We start from the raw sequence: 12831 nt of genomic DNA, 5'->3' as shown, positions 1-12831 counted from the left end.
ATGAAACTTCCCAACGCCCTTCGCCCTGCCGCCATCGGCAAGTTCGCGGTGACGGCCATCGCCGTCGCTGCCGCGGCCTACGCCGGCTGGCAGTTGTGGGTGCACTATGAAGTCGAGCCCTGGACGCGTGACGGCCGGGTCAAGGCCTACGTGGTGCAAGTGGCGCCCGACGTATCCGGACTGGTGACCAGCGTGCCCGTGCACGACAACCAGGACGTCAAGGCGGGCGACTTGCTGTTTGAAATTGACCGTGCCCGCTTCCAGCTGGCGTTTGATCAGGCGCAAGCGTCGGTGCGGTCTCAACAGGTGGCGCATGACCAGGCGCTGCGCGACGCCAAGCGCAACCGATCGCTGGGCCAGTTGGTGGCCGCCGAAGCCGTCGAGCAAAGCCAGACCAAGGTGCAGCAGACCGAGGCGGCGCTGGCGCAGGCGCAGGTGCAATTGAACACGGCGCGCCTGAACCTGGAACGCAGCCGCGTGGTGGCCGCCAGCGATGGCCGCATCACCAACCTGGATCTGCGCGCCGGTTCGTACGCCACGGCAGGCCGCGGCGTGATGGCGCTGGTGGATGCGGGCTCGTTCTACGTCGAAGGCTACTTCGAAGAAACCAAGCTGCCCGGCATCCACGAAGGCGCACCCGTCACGGTGACGCTGATGGGCGATTCGCGCCACATCCGAGGCCACGTCGAAAGCATCGCGATGGGCATTGCCGACCGCGACCGCAGCACCGGCGCCAACCTGCTGCCCAACGTGAACCCGACCTTCAACTGGGTGCGCCTGGCGCAGCGCATTCCGGTGCGCGTGAAGATCGACGACGTGCCCGAGGGCGTGCGACTGGTCGCCGGCCAGACCGCCACCGTGTCGGTGGACCCCACGCCCGCACCGCGGCAAGCCGCCGCCGACACCGCCAACCGCTGACCCCCGCACCGCGCGCCCATCAACCCTTCTTTCTTCTCATATCAACGCCAAGCCGTAGCTGCCATGAACACCAAATTTCTTCTGCCGTTGACGCTGGCCATTGCGCTGGCCGGATGCACCACCGTGGGCCCTGATTACCAGGTGCCCGCCGCGTCGGTCGCCCAGCGACAGAGCGCGGGCGCCCCCTTCGTCGAGGCAGGCTCCAAGGTGTTTGCACAGGAAGCGGTGACCGGCCATTGGTGGCGTCTGTATAACGATCCCGTGCTGGACGGGCTGGTGGAAAAGGCACTGTCCGCCAACACCGACCTGCGCGTGGCCAGCGCCAATCTGGAGCGTGCCCAGGCCGCCGTGCAGGAATCGCAGGCGCAGCAACAACCCGGCATCGGCGTGAATGCGTCGCCCACGTTCGGCCATGTGTCCGGCTTGCAGGAGCTGCAACCCGGGATCGACCCGCCCAACCACTGGGCCTATTCCACGGGCGCCAGCGTGTCGTACCAGCTGGACCTGTTCGGCCAGATCCGCCGCGCCATCGAAGCCGCCACCGGCGATGCCCAAGCCGCCCAGGCCGCTTACGATGCCACCCGAGTGACCGTGGCCGCCGAAACCGCGCGCGCCTACGCCAACATGTGCGCGGCGGGCATGCAGCTGGCCTCGGCCCAGCACTCCGTGCAGGTGCAAAAGGAATCGCTGGACGCCGTCAGCCGCTTGCAGCGCGCCGGCCGGGGCACCACGCTGGACGTAACGCGCGCCCGCAGCCAGCTGGAACAATTGCAGGCCAACCTGCCGCCCTTCCAGGCGCAGCAGCGCACGGCGCTGTACCGCCTGGCCGCGCTGACGGGACAAACGCCGAACGACATCCCCGCGTCTTTGCTGCAATGCGCCGCCGCGCCGCGACTGACCAGCACCATTCCCGTGGGCGATGGCGCCGAGCTGCTGCGCCGCCGCCCTGATATCCGCCAAGCTGAACGCACGCTGGCGGCGGCTACCGCGCGCATCGGCGTGGCCACCGCCGACCTGTATCCCAAGGTCACGCTGGGCCTGTCCGCCGCATCGGGCGGCCCGGCCGCCATGTTCGGCGACCGGGGCACGTTCAGCTGGAGCGTGGGTCCGCTGATCTCGTGGACCCTGCCGAACACGGGCGCGGTGCAGGCCCGCATCGCCGAAGCCCAAGCCAGCACGAAGGCGGCGGTGGCGCGCTTTGACGCCACGGTGCTGAACGCGCTGCGCGAAACGGAAAGCGCGCTGGTCGTCTACGCCCGCCAGCTGGACCGTGACGCCGCCTTGCGCGCCGCCCGCGACCAAAGCGCCGAAGCGGCCTCGCAAGCGCGCCGCCTATTCCAGTACGGCAAGACGGATTACCTGACCGTGCTGGACGCCGAACGTACGTTGGCCACCAACGAAAGCGCTCTGGCCGCCTCGCAAGCCGAACTTAGCAGCGACCAGATCGCCGTTTTCCTGGCCTTGGGCGGCGGCTGGGAAAAGTAGCCCGACGCGCCTCTCGCACAAAGGCCCCGCCTGGCAGGCGGCGGCATTCCAAAGCGCCCGACCGGGCGCTTTTTTTCGTCCTGTCCCGGCCGGCCGGAAGCACGCTGAGCCAGCGCCGGGCCGCGATGCCCATCCCGATTCGCCACGCTCATCAAATCCATTTCCATAATATGGATGGATCATTGCCGTACGGCTTTTCGCGCCCGTAGAATCCGGTGCATACCTACATCAAGATACGAGACAAGCTGGGGCTCCCGCCCTTCGCCTTCGCCCCGCCGGGCAGCAACGCGATAAAACAAATCCATAATATGGAATCAAACGGCACGACGATCGACGCCAGTGTGCTCGACAGCATCACCAAGCTCGGCAGCGCGGACGCCGGCCGCGTGGTGATCGCCGGGTCCCACGGCGGACGCTATGCCGCCTATTGCGCCGCGCGCGGCCGGGTGCGGGCGGTGATCCTGAACGACGCCGGCTTGGGGCTGCGGCAAGCGGGTATTGCCGGCCTGTCGGACCTGCAACGCTGGGGCGTGCCCGCCGCCACCGCCGACTATCAAAGTTGCCGCATCGGCGACGGCGCGGACATGCTGCGCCGCGGTGTCATCAGCCACGTCAATTTACGGGCGCAGGCCTTGGGCTGCGTGCCCGGCATGCGCGTGGCTGAGGCCGCCGCGCGGCTGGCCTTGTCGTCAGCCGTTTACCCGCTGCCCACGTTGCAAAACGAGTCCCGCATGGTGTTGCGGGCGGCGGCCGATGGCACCCCACAAGTCATCGGCGCGGACTCCGTATCGCTGCTGGATCAACGCGACGATGGCCGCATTGCCGTCACGGCATCGCACGGCGAACGCCTGGCCGGCCTGCAAACCGACGGCGTCAAGGCCGCGCCCCGGCTGGTCACCTTCAACGATGCCGGCATGGGCCGTGACGGCGCGGGCACCGGCCGGCTGCCGCTGTTGCAGCAGCGCGGTATCGCCGCGTTGACGGTGTCGGCCGATAGCGCCTGCATCGGCGACGCGCGCTCCTGCTACGACGAAGGCGTGATCTCGTCAGCCAACGCGCGCGCCCGTGATCTGGGCGGCCGCGTCGGCACCCCACTGAAAACCTTTATCGATGCCCTGCTCAACGGGCGCGCCAACACTTAAGACTCAGGAGCACACCTCGCATGTCGGAAAAACTGGAAATCACGGGCGGCGAAGCCATCGCGCGCATGTTCGCCGCGCACGATGTCGGCTTGATGTTCGGCATGGGCGGCTTTCAGCTGCTGCCGTTCTACGACGCCGTGCGTCGCCTGAACCTGAACCATCACCTGATCAACGACGAGCGCTGCGCCGTGTTCGCGGCCGACGCCTACACCAAGGTCAGCGGGCGGCCCGGCGTGTGCGACGCCACGCTGGGGCCGGGCGCCACGAATCTGGTCACCGGCCTGGCCGAAGCCTTCAACGCCGGCACGCCGCTGGTGGCGCTGGTGGGCGATTCGCACCGTCTGCATTCGTGGAAGAACATGACGCAGGAAGCGCGCCAGCTGGAAGTGCTGCGGCCGGTGGTGAAAGATGTGCTGCGCATCGAGATGATCGAGCGCATTCCGGAATTGGTACGGCGCGCCTTCGCCGTCGCCACCAGTGGACGCCCCGGCCCCGTGGTGCTGGACGTGCCCGAAGACATCGCACACGCGGTCCACGCCTTTGACGCCGACGCGTTCTACGCCAGCGCCAACACCCGCCGCGCGCCGGCGCTGCGCTGCCGGCCCGACGCGGACGACCTGGCACAAGCCGCCAGCATGCTGGCCGGCGCCGCGCGGCCCTTGATGCTGTGCGGCGGTGGCGTGCACATCAGCGACGCCGCGTCGGCAGTGCAGGCCTTCGCGCAGCGCTTCAACATCCCGGTGGCCCACACCATGAGCGGCAAGGGCGCCATCGCGTGCAACGACCCGCTTAACGCCGGCCTGTTCGGCCGCTACAGCCGCATCGCGAACGACTTCATCGCCAAGGCCGATTGCCTGTTCGTGGTGGGCTGCAAGCTGGGCGAAGTGGCCACGCGCCGCTACGAGCTGTTGAGCGCCGGCGCCCCCGTCATTCATCTGGACATCGTGGCCGAGGAATTTGACCGCACGACCACGCCCGCCCTGCGTCTGTGGGGCGACGCCCGCGCCACGCTGCAAGAGCTGGCCCAGCGCATGGCCGACCAGCCGCTGCAAACGGACCGCCAAGCCTACGCGGACGAAGTCGGCCAGGCGATGCACACGTGGCGCGAATCCGTGCAGGGCAAGCTGACGTCGCCGGATAGCCCCATCGGCATGGCGCGACTGATGCACGAGATCAACGCGACGCTGCCCGAAGACGGCATCCTGGTGGCGGACGGCGGCTTTGCCGCGCACTGGGGCGGCCTGCTGTTCGACACCAAGCGCGCCGGGCGCGGCTTCGTGCCGGACCGGGGCTTTGCGTCCATCGGCTACGGCATTCCCGGCGCGATCGGCGCCGCGGCCGCCGCGCCGGGTCGGCAAGTCATCAGCCTGACCGGGGACGGCGGCTGCAATATGTCGCTGGGCGAATTGGAAACGGCGGTGCGCATGGGCCTGGCCTTCACGCTGGTGGTGGTGAACAACGCGGCGTCGGGGTATATCAAGGCGCTTCAGCATCTGATGTACGGCAGCGGCAGCTATCAATCGTCGGACCTGGTGGAAACCAACTACGCCAACGTGGCGCGCGCGCTGGGCTGCAACGGCATCCGCGTGGAAGACCCCGCCGACATCCAGGCGGCGTTGGCCAGCGCGTACGCCTGCAAGGACCGCCCCACCATCCTGGACGTTGTGGTGACGCGCGACCCGGCGCACATGCTGCCAGGGGTGGACAGCCGCGCGGCGAAGATCAAGCCCGGCGACCGCATCGCATGATCTTCGGCCTGGGCACACGGCGGAATGCATACAGCAGAACGCACACAGCAGAACGCAGGTAGCAGCCCCCCCCCGTAGCGGACACACAGGCCGGCACAAGGCCTGGTATCCGCGCAAATGCCGGACGCACAACAATATCAAGCAAGGAGACAACATCATGAAGAGAAGAACCTGGATCACCCTGGCGGCCGCGGCCCTTGCCGTATCGCTGTCGGGCGCGGCTGCCGCGCAGTCCAACTACCCCGACCGCCCGGTGCGGCTGATCGTTCCGTTCCCGCCGGGCGGCACGTCCGACGTGGTGGGCCGCATCTTTGCCGAAGCGCTGGGCAAGCAGTTGGGCCAGCCGGTGGAGGTGGAAAACCGGGGCGGCGCGGGCGGCACGGTGGGCACGCGCGCGGTGGCGTCCGCCGCGCCCGACGGCTACACGCTGCTGCTGGGCACATCCAGCACCAACGGCACCAACTCCGCCGTGTACCAGAACCTGCCCTACGACGCCGTCAAGGATTTCACTCCCGTCACGCAGATCATCCGTGTGCCGGGCGTGATCGTCGTCAACAAGAACTTTCCGGCCAAGGACTACGCGCAGTTCTTTGCGCTGGTCAAGGGCGCGCCGGGCAAGTATTCGTATGCGTCGTCGGGCAACGGCGGCGCCACGCACATGGCCATGGAGTACTACAAATCGCTGTCGGGCCTGGACATGATGCACGTGCCGTATCGCGGCACGGGGCCGGCCTTGAACGACGTCATCGCCGGGCAGGTGCCGATACTGTGGGACACCGCCGCCTCGTCCATGGCGCACATCCAGTCGGGCAACCTGCGGGCAATCGTGGTGGCGGCCAAGGCGCGCCTGCCGCAACTGCCCGACGTGCCCACCTTTGCCGAAGTGGGGCTGCCGGATTACGACGCCGAAATGTGGAACGGGCTGCTGGCCCCGGCCGGCCTGCCCAAGGACGTATTGGCCAAGCTGAACGACGCATCGCGCAAGGCGCTGGCCGACCCCGACGTGCAGGCCAAGTACGCGGGCGTGGGCGCCTATGTGGTGGCGGACAAGCCGGATGCATTCGGCGCGATGATCCAGGCGGACGTGTCTAAGTGGAAGAAGGTGGCCGACTTCGCCCACATCTCGGTGCAATGACATGGGACAACGCGTCAAGGACAAGGTCGCGCTGGTGTTCGGCGCGGGGTCGTCGGGGCCGGGATGGGGCAACGGCAAGGCCGCCGCCGCCCTCTACGCACGCGAAGGGGCACGCGTGTACGCGGTGGATGTGCGGGCAGAGGCCGCCCAGGAAACCGAACGCGTCATCCAGGCCGAAGGCGGACAGTGCCGCGCGCTGGTGGCCGACGTGACGCAGTCGGCGCAGATCCAGGCCGTGGTGGCGCGGGTGCTGGACGAGGCCGGTCGCATCGACATCCTGCACAACAATGTGGGCATTACGGAAATGGGCGATCCCATCGAGGCGTCAGAGGAAAGCTGGCACCGGGTGCTGGACACCAACCTGACCGGCGTGTTCCTGACCTGCAAGCACGTGCTGCCGGCCATGCTGGCGCAAGGCGGCGGCTGCATCGTCAACATTTCGTCGCTGGCCTCGATTCAGGTCAACACCTATCCGTACACGTCCTACTACGCGGCCAAGGCGGGGCTGAACCACCTGACCCGGTCGCTGGCGGTGCGCTACGCGCCGGACAATATCCGCGTCAACGCGGTGCTGCCCGGCGTGATCGACACGCCGCTGATCTACCAGCAGATTGCCGGCCAGTTCCAGGATGTGGAGGAAATGCGCCGCCGCCGCAACGCCGCCAGCCCGATGGGCCGGATGGGCGACGCCTGGGACGTGGCGCATGCCGCCCTGTTCCTGGCCAGCGACGAGGCCAAATACATCACCGGGGTGTGCTTGCCGGTCGATGGCGGCAAGGCCTGCGCGGGGCGATAGCCGGGGTTGTGGCGCCGGATGGGGTTGTGGTTGTGGCTGTGGCTGGGGCTGTGGTTGTGGCTGTGGTTGTGGTCGTGCCTGGGGTTGGGGCTGTGGTTGTGGCTGTGGTTGTGGTTGTGGCTGCGACCTGCCTGCGCTCAGGCGCGCGGCAGCAGATCCGCCGACAGTTCGGACGCGGCGCGTTGCAACGCGGCCACCACATCATGCAGCCGTGCCCCCGACAGCCGCGAGCGGATCGCCGCCACGCTCAGCGCGGCCACCACGTTCTGCTCACGGTCGAATACCGGCACCCCCACGCCCAGCATGTCGGGGATGATGCGCCCCGGGTTCAGCGCATACCCCTGCTTGCGCGCGGCGGCGATGTCCTCGCGCAGCATGTCGGTGGACGGCAGGTCGGGCGCGGTGGTGGCGTCGTAACGAGCCAGCACGCGGTCGATATCGTCATTGGGCAAAAACGCCAGCAGCGCCAGACTGCCCGCCCCCACGCCCAGCGGCCGCCGGTGGCCCACTTCCAGCGTCAGGATCTTGATGGGAAAGTCGCCCGTCTTGCGGTCCACGCACACCGCTTCGTGGCCCGAGCGCACCGATAGAAAGCTGGTATCGCCCGTGGACTGTGCCAGCCGCAACACGGCCGATTCGGCGATGGCCTTGATGCCATGGCGGCTTTCGGCAGCCAGGCCCAGGATGTAAGACTCGCGCCCCAGGCTATAGGTCTTTAGCTTGGGGTTCAGCGACAGGAAACCCTCTTGCAGCAAGGCCGACAGCATGCGGTGCGCGGTGGGCGGCGTCAGGCCGATGTCGCGCACGACATCGCTCAAGCCCACGCCACGCGCGGGCGCGGCGCCCACGTATTTCAACAGGCGCAGCACCCGGAAAATGCTTTGTGCGCCGCCCACGGAATCGGCGGCGCGCGGCGAGGCCGGCACGGAAGAACGCGCGGTGCTCATCGCGCGATCAGTGCAGCGTAGTGCCGTCGGGCGGCGTCTGGTTCAGGCCCAGCGCCGCTTCCCAGCTGCGCAGCGGCACGCAGGTCTGCAAGCGGACAATGGCGCGTTCGATCAACGCGGGATGCAGTTCATGGCCGACGTGGCTGGCGATATCGATAGTGGAATCGCCATGCAGCGCCTCCAGCCGCGCCTGGGCCGCCTGGATGTGGGACACGTTCATGATCGGGTCGTCGGCGCCATGCAGCAGGTGCAAGGTGGTGAATTGCGGGGCGGTCTTGGGCAATTGGGCATAGCGCCCCGAAAACGCAATGATGCGGCCGGCCATGCCGTCATGGGCCTGCACCAGTTCCAGCGCCATGATCGCGCCCTGCGAAAAGCCCGCGATCGCCGTGTCCGACTGCAATAGTTTGAAGCGGGCCTGCGCCTGGCGCACATAGGCTTCCAGGGGTGGCATGGCCGCCGCCACGCGTTCGGCGCGATTGTCTTCGGTCACGCCGCGCACCGAAAACCACTGGCGCCCGGCGTTGCCGCCGTCAAAGGGCTCGAAACCCTCGGGCACCAGCACCGCCGCCGTCGGAAAGGCCGCGCGCACGGCCTGGGCCAAGGGCCGCAGGTTATCGGGCGACCCGCCCACGCCGTGCAGCAGGATGAACAACTGGCGCACGTCGACGCCCGCCTCGGGTAGGAATTCAAGAGATTCGGTAGATGCCATGAAACTGCTCCGTGCTGGCCCGGGCCGCTGGACTGCGCCGCGATGGCCGCATTGTAAAATGCGCGGCTTTACCGTTGGCGGCCTGCTTGGCGTTGGCGGCCGCGTGGCGACCGGTTGACGGTCGCCTGGCTGCCTGGTCGCCTGGTCGCCTGGTCGCCTGGTCGCCTGGTCGCCACCAGCGTGACCGGACCCCGCCCACCCCTTGCCTGAATGCCGCCACGGCGGCCCCTTGACCCCCTGCAATGCAAACACAAACCCCCGATTCTGGCGCGACTCCCGCTAGCCGGAATCAGCTGCACCGCGTGCTCAAGGCGCGCCACCTGACGATGATAGCGCTGGGCGGAGCCATCGGCACCGGCCTGTTCGTGGCCTCGGGCGCGGCCATCGCGCAAGCCGGCCCGGGCGGCGCCCTGCTCGTCTACCTGGTGATCGGCCTGATGGTCTACTTCATCATGACCAGCCTGGGCGAGCTTGCCACCTTCATGCCGGTGTCCGGGTCGTTCTGCACCTATGCGTCGCGCTATGTAGACCCCGGCTTCGGCTTCGCGCTGGGATGGAATTTCTGGATCAGCTGGGCCACGGTCGTCGCCGTGGACGTGGTGGCCGCCCAATTGGTCATGGCGTACTGGCTGCCGGACACGCCGGGCTGGATATGGAGCGTGGCCTTTTTGGCACTGACCTTCGGGCTAAACGCGTTTTCGGCGCGCAGCTTCGGCGAGGCCGAATACTGGTTCGCCATCATCAAGGTGGTGGCGGTGCTGTGCTTTATCGCCGTCGGGCTGGGCATGCTGGTGGGCATCATCCACAGCGGCGATCAGGTCGGCCTGGTGAACTGGACCATCGGCGATGCGCCCTTCGTGGGCAACGCGGCCACCTGGGTCGGCGTGGCCATGGTGGTGGCCTATTCCTTCCAGGGCACCGAACTGGTGGGCGTGGCCGCCGGCGAATCCGAAAACCCGCGCCGCAACGTGCCGCGCGCCATCAACAACGTGTTCTGGCGCATCCTGCTTTTCTATGTGCTGGCCATTCTGATCATCGGCCTGCTGCTGCCCTATACCGACCCGCAACTGCTGCGCAACGAAGTGGAAGACATTGCCGTCAGCCCCTTCACGCTGGTGTTCCAGCATGCCGGCCTGCTGTCGGCCGCCACCGTGATGAACGCGGTGATCCTGACGTCGGTGCTGTCGGCCGGCAATTCGGGCATGTACGCCGCCACCCGCATGCTGTTCAACATGGCGGCCGAGGGCCAGGCGCCCGCGCTGTTCAAGCGGCTGACGCCTGGCGGCGTGCCGCTATACGCGCTGCTGGCCACCACGGCGCTGGCCTGCCTGTGCCTGTTCAGCGTGGTCTACAGCCCCAAGGCCGTCTATATCTGGCTGCTGAATTTTGCGGGCATGACGGAATTCATCGTCTGGTTGAGCATCGCGATCAGCCATTACCGCTTTCGCCGGGGCTACGTGCGGCACGGCTACGACACGGCCGACCTGCCCTACAAGGCCGGCCTGTTCCCGTTTGGGCCGGTGCTGGCCTTTGTGCTGTGCCTGGTGGTGACGCTGGGCCAGAACTACCAGGCGTTCTTGCAGGATCGCATCGACTGGATCGGGGTGGTGTCCACGTATCTGGCCATTCCGCTGTTCCTGGCGCTGTGGATCGGGCATCGCGTGGTGAAGAAATCGCGCTGGGTGCGCTACGGCGACATGCGCTTTTACGGGCTGGATCTGGATCGAGGATAGGCCTGGCCGGACGGGCCGACACCCGAAAAGGGTGACAAAAGGGCAGCAAAGGGATCACCGAAGGGCGACAAAAAGGAAGCTACAATACTGTATATTCATACAGTAATGATGACTCCTGAACGCATCCATCCCGCGTTGTGGCGCGCCACCCAGTTGGCTAAAGGCGCCGCGCGCAACCTGCCTACCGGGCACGCTTCGCTTTCCGCCGAGCTGCCGGACGGCGGCTGGCCGCTGGGGTCTCTTATCGAACTGTTGACGCCGCATCCGGGCGTGGGCGAAATCCGCCTGCTGCGCCCGGCGCTGGCCCAGCTGGAAACGCGCCGCCCCATTGCGCTGGTCCAGCCGCCGCACGTGCCCCACATCGCCAGCTGGATGAGCTGGCGGCTGGACCCCCGGCAATTGCTGTGGGTGGCGCCGCAAAAACCCGTCGACACCCTGTGGGCGACGGAACAAATCCTGAAAAACGGCAGTTGCGGCGCCCTGATCTGCTGGTTGCCGCACGTGCGCCCCGAATCCCTGCGCCGCCTACATCTGGCGGCCCAGGCCAGCGACCTGCTGTTCATTGCCATCCGCCCGGCCAGCGCCGCGCAAAACGCTACCCCCGCCCCGTTGCGGCTGGCGCTTGCGCCGGCCCCGGGCGGTTTATCCGTTCATATTCTGAAGCGCCGGGGGCCTGTCTGCGACACCCCGCTGTACGTGGGCCTGGAGCCCGGCGCGCTTACGCCGTCTTCTCCCCGCCATGCGCCTCTGGATCGCCGCCTTCCTGCGCTGCCTGCCGCTGGACGTACTACGCCCGCACTGGCCGCATGAGGGGCACGCGTTCGCCGTCCTGGACCAGGAACGCGTTGCCGCCCTCACCCCCGCCGCCCGCCAGGCCGGCGTCAAACCGGGCATGCGCCGCGCCGGCGCGGCCGTTATCGCCCCCCAGGTCGAGCTCTTGCCCCGCCAGCCCCAAGCCGAAGCCGACACCCTGCACGGCGCGGCGCTGGCGCTGCTGCAATACACCCCTGAAATTGCCCTGGGCGATGCCGACACCGTGCTGTTGAACGTGGGCGCCAGCCTGATGTTCTTTGGCGGCCCGCGCGCGCTTGCCCGGCGCATACGCGCCACCCTGCAAGCGCTGGACCTGCGCGTGTCGCTGGGCATGGCGCCCACGGCCCGGGGCGCCTGGCTGCTGGCGCATCGGGCCGGCCGCCGCATGCCCCGGCGCACGCTCACCCTGCCCACGCTGGCCCGCCGGCTGGACGCCCTGCCAGTGGCGCTGCTGCCCCAGGCGCAGGCGCGGCTGGACTGGCTGGGCGACATCGGCTGCCATACCCTGGCCGACCTGCGCGCCCTGCCGCGCGCCGGCCTGCAACGGCGCAGCGCGCCCGACCTTCTGCCGGCCCTGGACGCCGCCTATGGCCAGGCGCCCGAACTGTATCGCTGGATCGAACCGCCCAACCAGTTTTCCCGGCGCATCGAACTCATGGACTACGTCGAGCACACCGACGCCGTGCTGGCAGTGGCGCGCCGCCTGGCCGAGCAGCTGGGCGGCTGGCTTACCGCCCGGCAACTGGCGGTGCGCCGCGTGGTGCTCTGCATGGAACACGAACGCGGCCGCCATGCCCGCCCGCCCACCGAACTGGAACTGGCGCTGGCGCAACCGGTCTGGCAGGCGCCGCAGATCTTGCACCTGCTGCGCGAAAAGCTGAACCACGTCACGCTGGAAGCGCCCGTCATCGCCGTATCGCTGCTGGCGCCCGACACCGTGGAACAGCCCGCCGTCAGCACCACCTTGTTCCCCGAGCCCGGCGGCACCGCGGCCGACCACGCCCGGCTGCTGGATCTGCTGGTGGCCCGGCTGGGTCGCGACCAGGTGCGCCATGCCCATCCCACGCCCGACCACCGCCCCGAAGCCGCCAATTCCTGGGGCGATGCGCTGGCCACCCCGCGCCCGCCCCAGCCCCTGCCGCCCTTGCTGGACCGCCCCTTCTGGCTGCTGGAAACGCCGCTGGCCTTGAAGCTGTCGGGTCATCGCCCCCAGTACGGCGGCCAGCCGCTGCGGCTGGTGCGCGGGCCGGAACGCATCGAAAGCGGCTGGTGGGACCCGGCCCTGACCGTGCGCGATTACTTCGTTGCCGAAGACGCGGCGGCGGCGCGCTACTGGATCTACCGCGAACGCGACGCCGAACACGCGCGCTGGTTCCTGCACGGGCTGTACGCTTAAGGCCGG

General features: G+C 68.2%; 11 protein-coding genes. 9 read left to right on the top strand and 2 right to left on the bottom strand.

The genetic code is table 11. The features are described 5' to 3' along the window. The 6 genes from KYT87_RS12875 (at position 1) to KYT87_RS12850 (ending at position 7224) form a co-directional block, all read left to right on the top strand. Positions 1-918 (top strand): HlyD family secretion protein, encoded by a 918-nt coding sequence (locus tag KYT87_RS12875; RefSeq protein ID WP_219992403.1) that lies wholly within the window; start codon positions 1-3, stop codon positions 916-918. A gap of 63 nt (positions 919-981) precedes the next feature. Further along, positions 982-2403: an efflux transporter outer membrane subunit gene (locus KYT87_RS12870; RefSeq protein WP_219992402.1), complete on the top strand. Its 1422-nt coding sequence runs from the start codon at positions 982-984 to the stop codon at positions 2401-2403. Positions 2404-2711: 308 nt separating this feature from the next. Further along, a complete protein-coding gene (locus KYT87_RS12865) occupies positions 2712-3545 on the top strand; it encodes a hypothetical protein (protein ID WP_219992401.1) in 834 nt (277 codons plus the stop codon). A gap of 20 nt (positions 3546-3565) precedes the next feature. Further along, positions 3566-5293 carry a thiamine pyrophosphate-binding protein gene (locus KYT87_RS12860; RefSeq protein ID WP_046807857.1) on the top strand — a complete coding sequence of 576 codons (1728 nt, stop codon included), beginning with the start codon at positions 3566-3568 and terminating at the stop codon, positions 5291-5293. Positions 5294-5450: 157 nt separating this feature from the next. After that, on the top strand, positions 5451-6428 hold the full coding sequence (locus KYT87_RS12855) for a tripartite tricarboxylate transporter substrate binding protein (RefSeq protein WP_219992400.1): 978 nt from the start codon (positions 5451-5453) through the stop codon (positions 6426-6428). 1 nt (position 6429) lies between these two features. After that, complete coding sequence (locus tag KYT87_RS12850) at positions 6430-7224, top strand: SDR family NAD(P)-dependent oxidoreductase (protein WP_046807855.1); 795 nt, start codon at positions 6430-6432, stop codon at positions 7222-7224. 137 nt (positions 7225-7361) lie between these two features. On the opposite strand, the gene KYT87_RS12845 is transcribed toward KYT87_RS12850, so the two are convergent. After that, positions 7362-8171 (bottom strand): IclR family transcriptional regulator, encoded by an 810-nt coding sequence (locus KYT87_RS12845; protein ID WP_046807854.1) that lies wholly within the window; start codon positions 8169-8171, stop codon positions 7362-7364. Positions 8172-8178: 7 nt separating this feature from the next. Then, positions 8179-8883, bottom strand: a complete 705-nt coding sequence (ypfH, locus tag KYT87_RS12840; protein WP_219992399.1) for an esterase — start codon at positions 8881-8883, stop codon at positions 8179-8181. Between the two features lie 242 nt (positions 8884-9125). Here ypfH and KYT87_RS12835 point away from each other — a divergent pair, with 242 nt between their 5' ends. From KYT87_RS12835 to KYT87_RS12825, 3 genes are all read left to right on the top strand, one after another. Then, complete coding sequence (locus KYT87_RS12835) at positions 9126-10616, top strand: amino acid permease (RefSeq protein WP_104143849.1); 1491 nt, start codon at positions 9126-9128, stop codon at positions 10614-10616. Between the two features lie 105 nt (positions 10617-10721). Beyond that, positions 10722-11426, top strand: a complete 705-nt coding sequence (gene imuA / locus KYT87_RS12830; protein WP_046807200.1) for a translesion DNA synthesis-associated protein ImuA — start codon at positions 10722-10724, stop codon at positions 11424-11426. Further along, entirely contained in the window at positions 11356-12825 is a 1470-nt protein-coding gene (locus KYT87_RS12825; RefSeq protein ID WP_104143847.1) for a DNA polymerase Y family protein, read from the top strand. The genes imuA and KYT87_RS12825 overlap by 71 nt, the downstream gene beginning before the upstream one ends. Positions 12826-12831: the final 6 nt, after the last annotated feature.

The sequence above is a fragment of the Achromobacter sp. ES-001 genome (genome assembly GCF_019448355.1).
Lineage (GTDB): Bacteria > Pseudomonadota > Gammaproteobacteria > Burkholderiales > Burkholderiaceae_B > Achromobacter > Achromobacter spanius_B.
The sequence above is the reverse complement of the archived record's forward strand: the minus strand, read 5'-3'. Positions and strand labels throughout refer to the sequence as shown.

Bases quoted from the DNA above. Each gene is read 5' to 3' on its own strand.
- KYT87_RS12870 (WP_219992402.1), top strand. From the start codon at position 982: ATGAACACCAAATTTCTTCTGCCGTTGACGCTGGCCATTGCGCTGGCC.
- KYT87_RS12865 (WP_219992401.1), top strand. From the start codon at position 2,712: ATGGAATCAAACGGCACGACGATCGACGCCAGTGTGCTCGACAGCATC.
- KYT87_RS12845 (WP_046807854.1), bottom strand. From the start codon at position 8,171: ATGAGCACCGCGCGTTCTTCCGTGCCGGCCTCGCCGCGCGCCGCCGAT.
- KYT87_RS12835 (WP_104143849.1), top strand. From the start codon at position 9,126: ATGCAAACACAAACCCCCGATTCTGGCGCGACTCCCGCTAGCCGGAAT.
- KYT87_RS12875 (WP_219992403.1), top strand. From the start codon at position 1: ATGAAACTTCCCAACGCCCTTCGCCCTGCCGCCATCGGCAAGTTCGCG.
- KYT87_RS12855 (WP_219992400.1), top strand. From the start codon at position 5,451: ATGAAGAGAAGAACCTGGATCACCCTGGCGGCCGCGGCCCTTGCCGTA.
- KYT87_RS12850 (WP_046807855.1), top strand. From the start codon at position 6,430: ATGGGACAACGCGTCAAGGACAAGGTCGCGCTGGTGTTCGGCGCGGGG.
- imuA (WP_046807200.1), top strand. From the start codon at position 10,722: ATGATGACTCCTGAACGCATCCATCCCGCGTTGTGGCGCGCCACCCAG.
- ypfH (WP_219992399.1), bottom strand. From the start codon at position 8,883: ATGGCATCTACCGAATCTCTTGAATTCCTACCCGAGGCGGGCGTCGAC.
- KYT87_RS12825 (WP_104143847.1), top strand. From the start codon at position 11,356: ATGCGCCTCTGGATCGCCGCCTTCCTGCGCTGCCTGCCGCTGGACGTA.
- KYT87_RS12860 (WP_046807857.1), top strand. From the start codon at position 3,566: ATGTCGGAAAAACTGGAAATCACGGGCGGCGAAGCCATCGCGCGCATG.